This window comes from Burkholderia mayonis (assembly GCF_001523745.2).
Classification (GTDB): domain Bacteria; phylum Pseudomonadota; class Gammaproteobacteria; order Burkholderiales; family Burkholderiaceae; genus Burkholderia; species Burkholderia mayonis.
The window spans coordinates 2991631-3006635 of sequence record NZ_CP013386.1 but is presented as its reverse complement, the minus strand read 5'-3'; the positions used below and the strand labels follow the sequence as shown (position 1 = coordinate 3006635).

Below are 15005 nucleotides of genomic sequence, written 5' to 3'. Positions count from 1 at the left end.
GGTCTCCGAACGGGCGGCGTGGCGCGGCGCACGGCGTCTCCCGCGATTCTTCGCAATCCGCCGAATTGCAGCCGGACCGCGTTCGCGCGTCCGTGTCCGGTCCTGCGCGCCGCCTTGCCACGGGGCTTTGCGCTATTGCAATTTGCAACAAATGGGCGTGGCTCGCGATGCCGGATTTCGCTACATTCGTCTCATACGGCAAACAAGCCGTCGCTGTCGATGCGGCGGGCGCTGACGCCCGCTGCCAGGAGAACCAAAGTGAAAAAGCTCATTCCGTTGATCGCCGTTGCCGCACTGGGCCTGGGCGCTGCGAGCGCTGCCCGGGCGCACGTGTCGATCGGTGTCGGCATCGGGGTGCCGATCGCGCCGGCGTATCCCGTTTATGCCGCGCCGCCGCCCGTTTATTACGCACCGCCTCCGCCGCCCGTCGTCTACGCGCCGGCGCCCGCGTACTACGCGCCGCCGGTCGTCGTCGGCGGCTACTACGGCTACGGACGCCCGTACTGGCGCCATCACGGCTACTACGGCCGTCCGCACTGGCGTTATTGATTGCTGACGTCGACGCGCCGCCTGGCCGGCGGCGCATCTGATGCTGCGGCGCAGCACGGCAATGGTTCGTGCCGCGCCGTTTTTCTTTTCGGGGCTGCTGCGCGAATCGAGCGAAGCTGGGACAATGGTCGTTCCCTTGTCCAACACGTTTTCCTGCTCGCCGCCATGCCTGTTCAATCCGCTTCCGGCCTCGCCATCCCGACCTTCGACGACGTGACCGACGCGGTCGCCCGGCTCGCCGGCGTCGCGCATCGCACGCCCGTCCTCACGTCCAGCACTGCCGACGCGCGCACCGGCGCGACGATCTTCTTCAAATGCGAGAACTTCCAGCGGATGGGCGCGTTCAAGTTTCGCGGCGCGTACAACGCGATCTCGCACTTCGACGCCGAGCAGCGTCGCGCGGGCGTGCTCACGTATTCGTCCGGCAACCATGCGCAGGCGATCGCGCTCGCCGCGCGCCTCGCGGGCATTCATGCGACGATCGTGATGCCGCACGACGCGCCCGCCGCAAAGGTCGCCGCGACGAAAGGCTACGGCGGCGAAGTCATCACCTACGATCGCTACACGGAAAGCCGTGAGGAAATCGGCGCGCGGCTCGCGCACGAGCGCGGGATGACGCTCGTGCCGCCGTACGACCATCCGCACGTGATCGCCGGGCAGGGGACGGCCGCGAAGGAAATGATCGACGAAGTCGGCGAACTCGACATGCTCGTCGTGCCGCTCGGCGGCGGCGGGCTGATTTCGGGCAGCGCGCTGTCGGCGGCGGCGCTCGCGGCCGGCTGCGCCGTGATCGGCGTCGAGCCGGAAGCGGGCAACGACGCGCAGCAGTCGCTTGCGCGCGGCGAGGTCGTGCATATCCCGGTGCCGCGGACGATCGCGGACGGCGCGGCGTCGACGCACGTCGGCGCGTACAATTTTCCGATCATCCAGAAGCTCGTCAAGCGGATCGTCACGGTTAGCGACGCGCAGTTGATCGAGACGATGCGCTTTTTCGCGGAGCGGATGAAGATAGTCGTCGAGCCGACCGGCTGCCTCGGCGCAGCGGCGGTGCTCGATGGCGTGCTGCCCGTCGCGGGCAAGCGCATCGGCGTGATCCTGAGCGGCGGCAACGTCGATCTCGCGCGCTACGGCGAGTTCCTGCGCGGATGAGTGAGGGCGGGCGGCTTGCGGCGTGTCGCGTCGGCAGGCCGGACGCGCGAGCGGCGGGGCGGTCGGTCCATCGAGGCGACCGGCCGGCCGGATGAGTCGGGCTGCGCATGCGGTTGCACGAGCGGCTCGAGCTCCTGACTCCGGCCGCGTCGTCTGAGCCGAGCCAGCGTCAAGCCGCCACGTTCAGAATCAGGTCGCGATAGCCGCCGACGATCACGCTGTACGAGAAATACGCAAAGAGCAGCGCCGACACGACGTGACACGCGCGCATCAGTCTCGCGCCCGCGTGCTTGCGGCCCTGGCTCGCGAGTGTGCAGAGAAAGAGCGTCCACGCGAGCCCGCCGAGGAAGAATCCCGACAAGAACACGGATGCCGTCGCGGGCGTCGTCGCGCCGGCCTTCGCGATCAGCGCGCCGCCGACCGCCGCGAACCACAGGATCGCCGACGGCGACGACATCGCGAGCAGCATTCCGCGCGCGAAATTGCGCCACGTGCTCGGCTGCACGAAAGCGGCGCACGTGTCGTCGTCCACGGCGTCGCGCGCCGGTTCGGGAAAGAGCGCCTCGCTCGCCATCTTCCACGTGAGGAACAGCAGCACCGCGCCGCCGCCGAGCCATACGACCCAGCGCACCGCTTCGAACTGCAGCAGCACGGCCATCCCGGCGAGCGCGAGCGCCGCATAGACGAGATCGCCGACGCACGAGCCGACGCCGAGCCAGAAGCCCGGCCGGAATCCGTGCGACAGTGTGAGCGACAGCATCGCGACATTCACGAGGCCGATGTCGAGACAAAGCGAAAGCGACAGGAAAAAGCCGTCGGACAGCATCGACGTAGGGGCGAAGCTCATGGTGCGTCGTCGTTATCGAAGATTGGAGAAGCGGAAGCTCACGACAAGCCGATGTCGGTCCATAGACGATCGACACGCGCCTTCACGGCGGCGTCCATCTCGATCGGCCGGCCCCATTCGCGCTGGGTTTCGCCTGGCCACTTGTTGGTCGCGTCGAGTCCCATCTTCGAGCCGAGGCCCGCGACGGGCGACGCGAAGTCGAGATAGTCGATCGGCGTGTTCTCGACGAGCACGGTGTCGCGCGCCGGATCGACGCGCGTCGTGATCGCCCAGATCACTTCCTTCCAGTCGCGCACGTTCACGTCCTCGTCGACGACGACGATGAACTTCGTATACATGAACTGCCGCAGGAAGCTCCAGACGCCGAACATCACGCGTTTCGCGTGGCCCGCGTAGCTCTTCTTCATCTGGACGATGGCCATCCGGTAGCTGCAGCCCTCAGGCGGCAGATAGAAGTCGGTGATCTCGGGGAACTGCTTTTGCAGGAGCGGCACGAACACCTCGTTCAGTGCGACGCCGAGCACGGCCGGCTCGTCGGGCGGCTTGCCGGTGTAGGTCGAGTGGTAGATCGCGTCGCGGCGCATCGTGATCCGCTCGACGGTGAAGACCGGAAACCATTCCTGCTCGTTGTAATAGCCCGTGTGATCGCCGTACGGGCCTTCGAGCGCGTGCTCGTAGCCGGCCGTGGCGCCCGCAGCCGGCCGCGGCGGTGCGCCTTCGGGGGCGGGCGCCGGCGTGCCTTGCTGCGGATGAATGAAGCCTTCGAGGACGATCTCCGCGCGCGCGGGCACCTGCAGCGTGTCGACGCCGGGCGTCAGGCATTTCGCGAGCTCGGTGCGCGCGCCGCGCAAGAGGCCGGCGAACTGGTATTCGGACAGCGTGTCGGGCACGGGCGTGACGGCGCCGAGCGTCGTTGCCGGATCGGCGCCGAGCACGACGGCGACCGGATACGGCTGGCCCGGGTTCTTCAGCGCGAATTCGCGGAAATCGAGCGCGCCGCCGCGATGCGCGAGCCAGCGCATGATCAGTTTGTTGCGTCCGATCAGTTGCTGCCGATAGATGCCGAGATTCTGGCGGGTCTTGTTTGGCCCGCGCGTGACCGTCAGGCCCCAGGTAATGAGCGGACCCGCGTCGCCCGGCCAGCAGGTCTGGATCGGCAGCTTGTGCAGATCGACATCGGCGCCTTCCCAGACGATTTCCTGGCACGGCGGCGCGGGCACCGTCTTCGGGCCCATGTCCCACACGGCCTTCGCGAGCGACAGCAGCTTGCCTGCGTCCTTCAGGCTCTTCGGCGGATCGGGCTCCTTGAGCGCGGACAGCAGCCGGCCGATGTCGCGCAGCGACGCGAGCGCCGCGTCGTCGTCGGCATCGACGCCCATTCCGAGCGCGACGCGCCGCGGCGTGCCGAACAGGTTGCCGAGCACCGGAAACCGGTAGCCGGTCGGCGCGTCGAACAGGAGCGCGGGCCCGCCCGCGCGCAGCACGCGGTCGCAGAGTTCGGTCATTTCGAGGACGGGCGACACGGGCTGCATGATGCGCCGCAACTCGCCGAGCTGTTCGAGGCTGCTGATGAAATCGCGTAAGTCTTTGTATTTCATGAAGGATATCCAGGCCGCGCGCGACAGGCGGCGGCGGTGGGGGCGGGCACGGCGTCCGCCCGGAAACGAGCGCCGATTTTACCCGGCCGGACGGCCAGGCGATGGAAACGTAAAAAAATGGCGGCGGATCCGAACGCCAGACGGCGCGCGGCTTCCGATTCCGACCCGTAACAAATCATTACTTTTTGTTATGAAAACGTATTTCTATAGTGTTGACGATCTATAAAACCCTGCTAGAATCCGCTCACATTGGTTGCAGGTCCCAGTGTTGAACCATCAATCCCCGGTCCTATAGACGCAACGCGTCGCCGTCCGCCGATACCTGCACGGCCTTCTGACGGTCTGTTTGTTGTCCTAGCCAGCGCCCAGTCGACGCTGGTTTTTTGCGTAGGAGCCTCGCGCGTCCGCCTGCCGCAAGTGCAGGCCCTGTTTCGACGTGGCTCCGAACGGTACTTATACCGTTTCTCCGATACCGATGCGGTCTGACCAAGACGCTCGGTGTCTTGATTCCGCGGCAGCGCGCCATGTCTCGCCTCGAGAACCGAGCGAGCCGCACGAATCATGCCCGTGGAGGATCTGAATGAACGCTTGGTTATCGTGGCGTCCCAGTGAGCGGCATGCGCAGATATTTCGCGCAGCGCTGCGTCGCGGGACGCGTGTCAGTCACCATCTATTGAGCGTGGTCGGTTGCTGTGCGGTTGCGATCGCGCTCGTGCTGTGGCTGCTGCCCAACGTGCGCGGCACGCTCGCAGCAAAAATGATGCCGTTCGTGTCGGCTGCGGTTCAGGCCGGTCCAGCGCGGCTCCTCAGCGGCCATCCGTTGCCGACCTTCGGCCCGGCGAACGCCGACGAAGGCGAATCGATCAATGCGGATGCGGCGCCTGCGGCAACGGCCACGCCCGCCGACGTCGGCGCGGCGCTCGACGCTGTGCGCAACGGCCCGTCGCCCGTGTCGCTCGCAAAACTCATCCCGACGCAGCGGGTCGCCGCCGACGCGCGCGACGACCGCGTGCTCGCGTCGAACCGCGAACAGGCGCTCGTCGCCACTTACCTCGCGCGCCGCTACCGCGTTGCGCAGGAGCCCGTCGGCCAGCTCGTGAAGACGGCGTTCCAGACGGGCCGCGACGTCGGGCTCGATCCGCTGCTGATCCTCGCCGTGATGGCGATCGAATCCGGCTTCAATCCCTACGCCGAAAGCGGCGTCGGCGCGCAGGGCCTGATGCAGGTGATGTCGAAGGTTCATTCGGACAAGTTCGAATATTTTGGCGGCACCGATGCGGCGCTGCAGCCGCTCGTCAACATCCAGGTGGGCGCGCTCGTGCTGAAGGACTGCATCGCGCGCGGCGGCTCGCTCTCGGGCGGGCTGCGTCTGTACGTCGGCGCGACGACGCCCGACGACGGCGGTTACGGCACGAAGGTGATCGGCGAGCGCGACCGGCTGCGCGATGTCGCGCGCGGTCGCAAGGTGTCGATCTATGCGTCGCAGCAGCCCGCGCAGGGTGCAGTGACGGTCACGACGGTGTCGACGTCGGGCGCGACGCAAAAGCGTGTGCATGTGACGCTCGACGGCACGCGCCCGCTGACGATCAAGGCTGCCGCCGCGCCGAAGGCGCCGCAGCAGGACGATGCGAGCGTCGACACGGCGGCGAAGCACGATACCGCGGCTTCGGAGCTCGGCACCTGACGGGTGGCGATTGCATGCGCCGGAGCGGCGCGCCGCGCCGATCGCGCGAAGATTGTGGAAGACAGGGAATCATCGAAAGGGCCGAGTCCGGTGTCAGACGGGACTCGGCCTTTTTCGTTTTGGCGGGCCGGAGCGGCGACGTGTCTCGGGCGCAACTAACTGCAGGCGGGGCGATCGCGTGTGATGGCCCCGCCGATTTGTTGCAAATCGTTGCGGTTGCGACAGGCCCGGCCCAAGACCTAGGCTGAAGTCCGAAGCGCAAATCGCCAAGCTCAGGTTCAAGGCGAGCGGCGTGGCGAAAAGCGCGAAACAGAAAGTGGAAGGCGAAAGAGGCGAGGAGCAGGATGGCGACGCGCGCGAAACTTGCCACGCGCGACCGTCGTGATCGGCAGCAACGACAGGTGTCGGTACGTGCATGCAGGGCCGCGCCCGTGCCGAGCCTCCTGCCGCCCTACCGCCCGAACAGCTTGCCGAGACGCTCGACCGCTTCTTCGAGCCGCGAGTACGCGGTCGCGTAGGACAGCCGGATATAGTCGTGCGGCGCATGAACGCCGAAATCCATCCCCGGCACGAGCACGACGCCCGCATCGTGCAGCATCGCGTTCACGAGCGCGGCGCTGTCACCTGCCGCAGGATGCGCGACGCCGCCGCATTGCGCGTATACATAGAACGCGCCGTCCGGCATTACCGGCACCTCGAAACCGAGCGATTCGATCGCCGGCACGATGAAATCGCGGCGGCGCTTGAATTCCGCGCGGCGCGCCTCGTAGATCGCGAGCGTGTCCGGTTCGAAGCATGCGAGCGCCGCGTGCTGCGCGAGCGCCGACGGGCAGATGAACAAGTTTTGCGCGAGCTTCTCGAACGTGCCGACGAGCGCCGGCGGCACGACGAGCCAGCCGAGCCGCCAGCCCGTCATGTTGAAGTACTTCGAGAAGCTGTTGACGGTGACGACGTCGTCGCCGAACGACAGCGCCGAGACGGGCGCGCCGTCGTAGCTCAGGCCCTGGTAGATTTCGTCGACGATCGTGAAGCCGCCGCGCGCACGCACGGCATCGATGATCCGGCCGAGCTCGGCGGGCTCGAGCGACGTGCCCGTCGGGTTCGACGGCGACGCGAGCAGCACGCCGCGCGTGCGCTCGCTCCAGCGCGCTTTCACGTCGTTCGCGGTCAGTTGGAAGCGGGCTTCGGGGCCGCTCGGCACGAGCACCGCGCGACCTTCGGCTGTCGCGACGAAGTGGCGGTTGCACGGATACGAAGGATCGGGCATCAGCACTTCGTCGTCACGGCCGACGAGCGCGAGACACGCGAGCAACAGCGCGGCCGACGCCCCCGCCGTCACGATGATCCGCTCCGGCGCGATCGGGAGACCGTACGCGCGCGCATAGTGCGCGGCGATCGCCTCGCGCAGCGGCGCGATGCCGAGCGCGCTCGTGTATTGCGTGACGCCGCGCCGCAGCGCCGCGGCCGCCGCCTCGATGACGGGTTCCGGCGCGGTGAAGTCCGGCTCGCCGATGCTCATGTGGATGATGTCGCGGCCGGCGCGCTCGAGCACGGCGGCTTCCTTGACGATCTCCATCACGTAGAACGGCTCGATCGCGTCGACGCGCGACGCGAGCCTCAGGAGCGAATCGGCAGCGGTGTTCATCGTCGAATCAAAACGTTGGAGAAAGCGGAAAGCGGGCGCGCGCCGCGCGCCCGCGAAGGGGTTACGCGTCGCGTCGCGCCTGCGTTTCGGCCGGGCGCAGCTTGACGGAAAGCTTGTCGAGCACGCCGTTCACGTACTTGTAGCCGTCCGAGCCGCCGAACGTCTTCGCGAGCTCGACGGCTTCGTTGATGATCACGCGATACGGCGTGTCGATCTGATGCGTGAGCTCGTACGTCGCGATCAGCAGCACCGCGCGCTCGACGGGCGACAACTGGTCGATCGGACGGTCGAGACTCGGCGAGATCGCTTCGGCAAGCGCCGCGTGCTCGCGGATCACGCCGTGCAGGACCGTGTCGAGCAGCGTCTTGTCGGCCTTGTCGTAACCCAGCGCGCCGCGCAATTGCGCGTCGATCTCGCCCGGCGCCGCGTTCGACAGCAGCCATTGATACAGGCCCTGCGTCGCCAGCTCACGCGATTGTCGGCGGGCGCTCTTCTTCATGCGCGCTCCTCTTCGTCTGCGTCGTCCTCGTCTTCGTCTTCGTCCTCTTCGTCGTCGCTCAATTGATCGAGCGTCATCGTGAGGTTCGCCATCTCGACGGCGACGCGTGCGGCATCACGACCCTTCTCGGTCATCCGGGCGATCGCCTGCTCGTCGGTTTCGGTCGTGAGTACGGCGTTCGCGATCGGCGTGTTGAAGTCGAGCGCGATGCGTGTGATGCCCGCGCCGCTCTCGTTCGACACGAGCTCGAAGTGATAGGTCTCGCCGCGGATCACCGCGCCGAGCGCGATCAGCGCGTCGAACTGATTGCTTTCCGCGAGCTTTTGCAGCGCGAGCGGGATTTCGAGCGCGCCCGGGACGGTCACGAGCAGCACGTCTTCGCCAGCGACGCCCAGGCGCTCCAGCTCTTCGACGCACGCGTCCGCGAGGCCGTTGCAGACGGGCTCGTTGAAGCGCGATTGAACGATGCCGATACGCAGGCCATCGCCTTCGAGGTTCGGTTGATATTGTCCGATTTCCATGTTCTTTCCGTGGTGTGGATGAGCGGTGATAGGGGCTGCAGCACAGGCTGACAACATTACGACACTACGACACGAGACCGTTATGCGGCGTCGGGCGTCGACGTCGCGCCGCCCGGCATCGGCGCGAAGCCGGTGACTTCGAGGCCGTAGCCGGACATGCTGCCGAGCTTGCGCGGATTCGACAGCACCTGCATCTTGCCGACGCCGACGTCGCGCAGGATCTGCGCGCCGATGCCGAACGTCTTGAAATCGACCGGCCGGCGCTTGAGCGCGGCCGCCTTCTCTTTTTCGTCGAACGCGAGGAACACGTCGACGAGATGCTCGTTCGTGTCGCCGCAGTTCAGGAGCACGATCACGCCGAGCTCGCGCGCGGCGATTTCCTTCATCGCGGCGTCGAGCGTCCACGAGTGGGTCGAAATGCCGGTCTCGAGCAGGTCGAGCACCGACAGCGGCTCGTGCACGCGCACAGGCGTTTCTTCGTGCGGCGCGGGCGTGCCGCGCACGAGCGCGATGTGCGGCGAGCCCGTCGGATGATCGCGGTACAGCACGGCTTTGAACGGGCCGTGCGCCGTCTGCATCGTGCGCTCGGCGACGCGCTCGACGATCGATTCGGTGCGGCTGCGATAGTGGATCAGGTCGGCGATCGTGCCGATCTTCAGGCCGTGCTCCTTGCCGAATTCGATCAGGTCCGGCAGGCGCGCCATCGTGCCGTCGTCCTTGATGATCTCGCAGATCACGGCGGCGGGCGTGAGACCCGCGAGCGCCGTCAGGTCGCAGCCCGCCTCGGTGTGGCCCGCGCGCACGAGCACGCCGCCCGGCTGCGCCATGATCGGGAACACGTGGCCCGGCTGCACGATGTGCTCGGCGCGCGCGTCGTGCGCGACCGCGGTCGCGATCGTGCGCGCGCGGTCCGCGGCCGAGATGCCCGTCGTCACGCCTTCGGCCGCCTCGATGCTGACCGTGAACGCGGTGCCGTACTGGGTGCCGTTGCGATACGTCATCAGTGGCAGGTGGAGCTGCTTGCAGCGCTCCTGCGTGAGCGTGAGGCAAATCAGCCCGCGGCCGTAGCGAGCCATGAAGTTGATCGCTTCCGGCGTGACGAACTCGGCGGCGAGCACGAGGTCGCCCTCGTTTTCGCGGTCTTCTTCGTCGACCAGGATCACCATCCGGCCGGCTTTGAGCTCGGCAATGATGTCGGGCGTGGAGGCGAGCGTCATAAAAGGATCGGGGAAGGGAAAGCGCATATTTTACGCCACGCGCGTCGGGTTTTAGCCGAACGCGGCGCGACAGCCGGCCGCGTCGGCCGAACGGCCGATGGCGGCGCGCGCGACGATGCGGCCGGAGCACCGCGCAGTGGACGTTCGGCGGGCGTCGGCGCGCGATATCCGGCGGGCGGCGCAGATGCGAAAAGGGCGCGATGGGTGCGTCGATCGTCCGATCGCGCGCACGCATCGCGCCCCGGGCGCGCCCGGCGGAACGCCGCGCGCCGCGCCGGTTCACGCTTACTTCGGCGCGTTCATCATCCGCTCGACATACCGCGCATCATGTTGAGTTCAGCCGGAGATGCTTGTCCCGCAAAGCGTACGATTCAGAGGTGCTTGCGTATACCGTCAGAAATATCGTCGTGACGCGATGTCTTCAGCAAGACGTAGATTGACGCGAATTCTGACACCTCACCGTTCGCCAAACAATCGGTCGAGCGCCGAAATGATTTCATCCTGTCGATGTACGGGCGAGCTAACCGGCTGGGTCAGCGCGCTGCGTGGAATTGCGGCGAGCGTTGGGGTATCGAGCATGCACTCAATACCCTCAATGATGACCACGGGGATCAGATCAGGCGGAAGCGGCACCGTGGCGATCCGGTCCAACCGGCGTAGCGGGATGACCACGCGAGTTGCCAGTCCGGACAGATGATTTCCTTGGACCTCGACGACATATGGCGCACCAGGGTGTCCACCGGGGTTGGAGAATACGTCGAAACGGGCCATCAGAACGTCCGGTACTGAGCAAGCGGCAGGCCGTCGCGCTCGACCATGTCGTTGTAAGCCTGGATAAAGTCCGTATATTTGATCGCCCACTGACGATCCTTCTCCACCTGTACTGCCTGCCGGATTGCCCGCTCGCACGTCTGCGAAAAGTTGATCCCGAGTTCCTTCGCGTCCTTGTAGACGTCCTCGGGCAGGCTGATGTTGGTAGCCCGGCGCGGGATGGTGTCGGTTGCCGTATGCTCGTTCCTTTGATGTTGGAATTTATGCGCACTATAGTCCACATAAATGTGCTCATCCGTGATGCTCATGTTTGTGGTCCCAAAAGTCGGCATCTGACGCCTATCGCCAGCCCTGACGATGATCTCCCGAGCGGCAACAAGCGATCCCTTCTCGAGTGGCCGACCATCTGCTAGGGTCTGTTCACATTCTCACCAGCGGCCCAAAGGCGCGGGCAAGCGAGGCGAAGGCGAAATTTCAGGGGAAGCTCAGTTCCTCGCTTTCATCAGCTTCGCGCTTATTGTCGATGGACTTGGATAGTGTGAACACGCCCTAATAGCGGAGGTGCGTCATCTATTTCGTGCAGCTACTTGCAAGAGGTGCGCAACGAATCGTGTCAGCAGTGGAGTTTCTGCCTGAAATTTTGGCAAGTAAACGCACGTTCGAAGCGTGATCCGCGGACGAAACGGTACGGTACGCAGGGAGGGAAAGATCTGCTCCGAAAGCGTTTCCGGGTTAATCAGCGCGACGCCGAGGCCCTGCTCGGCAAGGCAGCAGGCCGTCAAGCTGTTTCCGGCCGCCACAGCGATCCGCATTGGTACGTGAGCCTGATGGAACGTTGCTTCAACGAGTTGCGTGGTGGGGGACTGAGCACTGAGCGTGACGAGAGGTACGCCATTGAGATCGGCAGGGCGTATCAATCGGCGGGTGGCCAACTCATGATCTTTGTGCACCACTGCCACAAGTGCGACCTTTGAGATGTCCCGGGTCTCGCACAGCTGCAGGATTCGCGCGTCGACGTCGCGTACGGGTGGCGTCGTCACGCCCACGTCGATCTCGTGATTCGCCACCATGCTGAGGATGGTGGCAGTGCGGTTGGAATTGACCTCTGCCTGAATATCGGGGAATTCGCGGAGCGTGCGTCGCAACGCTTCAGGGACCAGATGCGCCAGGGCCGCTCCCCCCGAAGCGATCACGATACGCTGCGGACTCTGAATGGAAGGGCGGCGAAGCTCGTTGCGAGCGTATTCTAACTGGTTCAGCGCGCGTTGAATCGCAGGGAACACACGTTCAGCTTCCGCCGTCGGCTGCAGTCGCCCCCCCACCTTCGCGAAAAGTTTTACACCCGCTTCTCGCTCGATGACCGCTATTGCCTTGCTCACCGCCGCCATCGATATGGCAAGGCGCGCGGCTGCCTCTGCCATGCCGTTGCTCGTCATCATGGCTGCAAAAATTTCCATGTGTCTGGCACTAATTGAGGCGAGTTGCATGATCGAGGTGACGTTCGGCGTATCGAAGATGACTTGACCGTAGGTTAAGTGATTTTCCATTGTTTTCAAAAATGACCGTCCATAGAATTTTTCGCAACACAGCGCGGTGTGGGCAGCGAACTGCCCAGGGTTGCTCAGACAGGCCACCCCATCCCTCACGACACCACAGCGAACGGGACGAGACGAACATGGAATTCCAGAACGCGCAAGCAGAGATGCGGTCCTTCATTGGGAAGCACCATCACAAGACGTTCGACTGGGGCGCGTGTACATTCAATGAGGGGTATCCGCAGCTGGCTCGTGCGCAGATGCGCTATGTTGGCGCGGGCGGGTCGCCGAAGTCCGACGACCCAGATACGCTCAAAGCAAAGCATTTCACGGTGAGCCTCGTGAGCCAACCGGTCGGCAAATATGCGTCAAGCCATTCGCACGAAGTCGAAGAGTCGTTTCTCGTTTTGGGCGGTGTGCTCACGGCCGTATGGCTCTGGGGCGACGAGGCGATAGAGGCGCGGCTTGGCCGAAAGGACCTGTGTCTAAATCTGCGTAACCGTGTTCACGGCTTCAAGAACGAAGGTTTCGAGCCGGTGCTCGCTTCGATCAGCGTCGGCAGCGGCAAGCCGTTGCCGACGGCATTTGCGATACATCCGCGCGATGGCGATCCCGAACTTGCTGCCCGCTTCGGCGCCGCACTCGGAAAGACCTACGATTTTGATCCGGAGAGCGACGATCCGCGTCACCGTGAACTATCCAGGCATCTGGTGCGCCATAGCCAGCAGCCGGTGATTCGCATGCCAGGCTTTTCAAAGAAAGTACATGTGGGCGAGGGCGGCGCGCCGGCCGGCACCTATCGCATGGATCTCGTCCATCTTGCTCCCGGGGAAGGCATTCAATTTGATGAGCGGAATGTCGAGGATGCTTATCTCGTCATCGACGGTGTGGTGACGGTGGGCTGGGAGCTGGGGAGCCAAGTCGTCGAGCAGAGATTGGGTGTGCATGATCTGATCTTCAATCCGGCCGGACGGCCGCATTATTTCCGTAACGACGGTTGTGAGAACGCGCAGTTCATGATGACCATCGGCAGCGGAGCACTGGAAAGTGTCGACTTCCGTGCAGCGTGAGGCAGGCATGAGCGGGACCGTTCCGTTGTCGTTGAATACCGGACGAGTGCACCGAGAGTGGGAAGTATGCGCTGCGCAGAGCTCCCTGCAACCCGGAGCGTGTTGCTGGGCGATTTCTTTTGCGTGACGCAACGCGAGCGGCCGGAAGCTGTCGTGTCGTGTGTGTCGAACGGAGCGTCGAAATGATCGAACGTGTTGCTGTCCAGAGTCTGCGTGGTATTGCCGTTTGTGCGCCCAGCGCAACGATTTCCGCACCGTTTTTTCGTGATCAGTGGGGGCTTGCCAAAGTACCGGCGGCGCAACCGGAAACTGTCTATTTTCGCGGAACACTGGGCGAGCAGTGGATATATGCGCTGCGCGATGCTGCTTACCACGGCATCGACTATCTCCATTTCGCGCTGGTGGACGCGATGGCCGTCGACCGCTTCTACGAGCAATTGCAGGCCGATGGCGTTGTGGTTGGCACGCCTCCCGCACGACTTGCGACACCCGGCGGCGGCTATGGATTCGATGCGATCGATCCTGAGGGGCGCCGTCTGCGATTCTCTTCCGATGTTGCGTGTCATCCGGAGACGGAAGACCGTGTGGCCCAGCCGAGCAAGATCAGTCATGTCGTGCTCAATTCGCCCGATCTTGCCAGGATGGAGCGCTTCTATTGCGACGTGCTGGGTTTTCGCACGAGCGACTATTCGGGCGAAATGATGGTGTTCCTGCGTTGCACGTCTGAACATCATTCGATTGCCTTCAACAAGGGGCCGTATCCAAGCCTCAATCACGTCGCCTTCGGAATGCCGAGCCTCGACAGCTTCATGCGCGGTATTGGACGCATGAGAGCGCAGGGCCAGACACCTGCGTGGGGGCCGGGCCGTCACGGGCCAGGCGACAACACGTTTGCGTACTTTGTGTCTCCTTCGGGCTTCGTAATCGAGTACACGTCGGAAGTACAGCAGATCGACGAAGCCACCCATGTGCCGAAGATCTGGCCGCGTGACAAACCGGATGCCATGGACCAATGGATGACGGCCGGGCCGCCCCCGGCCGCCTTGCGCGCGGTTATGCAGGGTCGTGCCGAGGCGGCCTGGACACGGCAGCAACTCGCTCGAGGCGGGAAAGACTAGGGTCTGTTCACATTCTCACCAGCGGCCCAAAGGCACAGGCAAGCGAGGCGAAGGCGAAATAGTTGCCTGAAAGCTTGTCGTAGCGAGTGGCGACACGATGAAAATGTTTGATGCGATTGAAAAAGCGTTCGACGATGTTCCGGGTCCGATACAGCACGCGGCTATAGCGACGCTTGGTCTTTCGGTTCGAACGCGGCGGGATGACGGCCTTCGCACGTGTAGCGCGGATGCTCTCTACAAAGGCGTTCGAGTCGTAGCCCTTGTCGGCGATGACCGCCCCGGTGCGCAGAGGCTCAACCAGTTCATTCGCACACGAAATATCGGTGACTTGCCCCTCGGTGGCAATCAACCGCAGCGGGCGTCCGGCGTCATCGACGGCCAGGTGCAACTGGGTGGTCAGTCCGCCCCGCGAGCGGCCGAGCGTTGCGGACCGTTTTTTTCGAGCTCCGGACGAATGCTGGTGCGCACGCACGATGGTCGAATCGATCAACACATGCTTGATCTCGGTTTCGTCGGCCACGGCGTGGATCACGCGTTCCCACACACCCTTGCGACGCCATCTGGAGAAGCGCATGTACACCGTATGCCATCGTCCGAACGCCTTTGGCAAATCGCGCCACGGGCAGCCGGTTCGGCCAATCCAGAGAACCGCTTCGACAAACCAGCGATTGTCGGCCGCCGTTCTTCCTGGGTCGCCTTCCTTGCCCGGCAACACAGATTCGATTCGTGCCCATACCTCGTCGCTCAGTAACTTTCGAATCATCTTGGCCCGCTTGTGCAAAAAACAAGATGTAAACACATT

15 protein-coding genes are annotated in these 15005 nt (G+C 64.4%); 5 read left to right on the top strand and 10 right to left on the bottom strand.

Going from position 1 to position 15005, the window contains the following annotated elements; genetic code table 11:
- The first annotated feature begins 258 nt into the window (after positions 1–258).
- Both WS70_RS14470 and WS70_RS14465 read left to right on the top strand, forming a co-directional pair.
- Complete coding sequence (locus tag WS70_RS14470; protein WP_059470447.1) at positions 259–549, top strand: hypothetical protein; 291 nt, start codon at positions 259–261, stop codon at positions 547–549.
- Positions 550–714: 165 nt separating this feature from the next.
- On the top strand, positions 715–1698 hold the full coding sequence (locus WS70_RS14465) for a threo-3-hydroxy-L-aspartate ammonia-lyase (protein ID WP_059597582.1): 984 nt from the start codon (positions 715–717) through the stop codon (positions 1696–1698).
- A 169-nt stretch (positions 1699–1867) separates the two neighbouring features.
- Here the strand turns inward: WS70_RS14465 and WS70_RS14460 are convergent, their stop codons facing one another.
- Both WS70_RS14460 and WS70_RS14455 read right to left on the bottom strand, forming a co-directional pair.
- Positions 1868–2545 carry a LysE family translocator gene (locus tag WS70_RS14460; protein ID WP_059597581.1) on the bottom strand — a complete coding sequence of 226 codons (678 nt, stop codon included), beginning with the start codon at positions 2543–2545 and terminating at the stop codon, positions 1868–1870.
- A gap of 38 nt (positions 2546–2583) precedes the next feature.
- The gene (locus WS70_RS14455) at positions 2584–4143 is read right to left on the bottom strand and encodes a UbiD family decarboxylase (RefSeq protein ID WP_059470322.1); all 1560 of its coding nucleotides are present in this window, start codon (positions 4141–4143) and stop codon (positions 2584–2586) included.
- 580 nt (positions 4144–4723) lie between these two features.
- Between WS70_RS14455 and WS70_RS14445 the strand changes: the two genes are divergently transcribed.
- Positions 4724–5827, top strand: a complete 1104-nt coding sequence (locus tag WS70_RS14445) for a lytic transglycosylase domain-containing protein (RefSeq protein WP_059597580.1) — start codon at positions 4724–4726, stop codon at positions 5825–5827.
- Positions 5828–6278: 451 nt separating this feature from the next.
- Here the strand turns inward: WS70_RS14445 and WS70_RS14440 are convergent, their stop codons facing one another.
- The 7 genes from WS70_RS14440 to WS70_RS14405 form a co-directional block, all read right to left on the bottom strand.
- Positions 6279–7472, bottom strand: coding sequence for a pyridoxal phosphate-dependent aminotransferase (locus WS70_RS14440; RefSeq protein ID WP_059597579.1), 1194 nt, complete (start codon positions 7470–7472; stop codon positions 6279–6281).
- Positions 7473–7533: 61 nt separating this feature from the next.
- Positions 7534–7971, bottom strand: coding sequence for a transcription antitermination factor NusB (gene nusB, locus WS70_RS14435; RefSeq protein ID WP_059470319.1), 438 nt, complete (start codon positions 7969–7971; stop codon positions 7534–7536).
- Positions 7968–8492: a 6,7-dimethyl-8-ribityllumazine synthase gene (ribH, locus tag WS70_RS14430; protein WP_059470318.1), complete on the bottom strand. Its 525-nt coding sequence runs from the start codon at positions 8490–8492 to the stop codon at positions 7968–7970. Before ribH ends, nusB begins: the two co-directional genes overlap by 4 nt.
- An 80-nt stretch (positions 8493–8572) precedes the next feature.
- Positions 8573–9709 (bottom strand): bifunctional 3,4-dihydroxy-2-butanone-4-phosphate synthase/GTP cyclohydrolase II, encoded by a 1137-nt coding sequence (gene ribBA / locus WS70_RS14425; protein ID WP_059470317.1) that lies wholly within the window; start codon positions 9707–9709, stop codon positions 8573–8575.
- Between the two features lie 456 nt (positions 9710–10165).
- The gene (locus WS70_RS14415) at positions 10166–10480 is read right to left on the bottom strand and encodes a CcdB family protein (protein ID WP_059470315.1); all 315 of its coding nucleotides are present in this window, start codon (positions 10478–10480) and stop codon (positions 10166–10168) included.
- A complete protein-coding gene (locus WS70_RS14410) occupies positions 10480–10788 on the bottom strand; it encodes a type II toxin-antitoxin system CcdA family antitoxin (protein WP_226382764.1) in 309 nt (102 codons plus the stop codon). Before WS70_RS14410 ends, WS70_RS14415 begins: the two co-directional genes overlap by 1 nt.
- Positions 10789–11046: 258 nt before the next feature.
- Positions 11047–12027: a LysR family transcriptional regulator gene (locus WS70_RS14405; protein WP_059597577.1), complete on the bottom strand. Its 981-nt coding sequence runs from the start codon at positions 12025–12027 to the stop codon at positions 11047–11049.
- 128 nt (positions 12028–12155) lie between these two features.
- Between WS70_RS14405 and WS70_RS14400 the strand changes: the two genes are divergently transcribed.
- Entirely contained in the window at positions 12156–13085 is a 930-nt protein-coding gene (locus tag WS70_RS14400) for a cupin domain-containing protein (RefSeq protein ID WP_059470313.1), read from the top strand.
- A 182-nt stretch (positions 13086–13267) separates the two neighbouring features.
- Complete coding sequence (locus WS70_RS14395; RefSeq protein WP_059597576.1) at positions 13268–14203, top strand: VOC family protein; 936 nt, start codon at positions 13268–13270, stop codon at positions 14201–14203.
- Positions 14204–14210: 7 nt separating this feature from the next.
- Here WS70_RS14395 and WS70_RS14390 read toward each other — a convergent pair whose 3' ends face one another.
- On the bottom strand, positions 14211–14966 hold the full coding sequence (locus WS70_RS14390; protein ID WP_059597245.1) for an IS5 family transposase: 756 nt from the start codon (positions 14964–14966) through the stop codon (positions 14211–14213).
- Positions 14967–15005: the final 39 nt, after the last annotated feature.

Coding starts and splice junctions, on each gene's coding strand:
- WS70_RS14455 (WP_059470322.1), bottom strand. CDS start 4,143: ATGAAATACAAAGACTTACGCGATTTCATCAGCAGCCTCGAACAGCTC.
- WS70_RS14400 (WP_059470313.1), top strand. CDS start 12,156: ATGGAATTCCAGAACGCGCAAGCAGAGATGCGGTCCTTCATTGGGAAG.
- WS70_RS14395 (WP_059597576.1), top strand. CDS start 13,268: ATGATCGAACGTGTTGCTGTCCAGAGTCTGCGTGGTATTGCCGTTTGT.
- nusB (WP_059470319.1), bottom strand. CDS start 7,971: ATGAAGAAGAGCGCCCGCCGACAATCGCGTGAGCTGGCGACGCAGGGC.
- WS70_RS14440 (WP_059597579.1), bottom strand. CDS start 7,472: ATGAACACCGCTGCCGATTCGCTCCTGAGGCTCGCGTCGCGCGTCGAC.
- WS70_RS14415 (WP_059470315.1), bottom strand. CDS start 10,480: ATGGCCCGTTTCGACGTATTCTCCAACCCCGGTGGACACCCTGGTGCG.
- ribBA (WP_059470317.1), bottom strand. CDS start 9,709: ATGACGCTCGCCTCCACGCCCGACATCATTGCCGAGCTCAAAGCCGGC.
- WS70_RS14390 (WP_059597245.1), bottom strand. CDS start 14,966: ATGATTCGAAAGTTACTGAGCGACGAGGTATGGGCACGAATCGAATCT.
- WS70_RS14460 (WP_059597581.1), bottom strand. CDS start 2,545: ATGAGCTTCGCCCCTACGTCGATGCTGTCCGACGGCTTTTTCCTGTCG.
- WS70_RS14405 (WP_059597577.1), bottom strand. CDS start 12,027: ATGGAAAATCACTTAACCTACGGTCAAGTCATCTTCGATACGCCGAAC.
- ribH (WP_059470318.1), bottom strand. CDS start 8,492: ATGGAAATCGGACAATATCAACCGAACCTCGAAGGCGATGGCCTGCGT.
- WS70_RS14465 (WP_059597582.1), top strand. CDS start 715: ATGCCTGTTCAATCCGCTTCCGGCCTCGCCATCCCGACCTTCGACGAC.
- WS70_RS14410 (WP_226382764.1), bottom strand. CDS start 10,788: ATGAGCATCACGGATGAGCACATTTATGTGGACTATAGTGCGCATAAA.
- WS70_RS14445 (WP_059597580.1), top strand. CDS start 4,724: ATGAACGCTTGGTTATCGTGGCGTCCCAGTGAGCGGCATGCGCAGATA.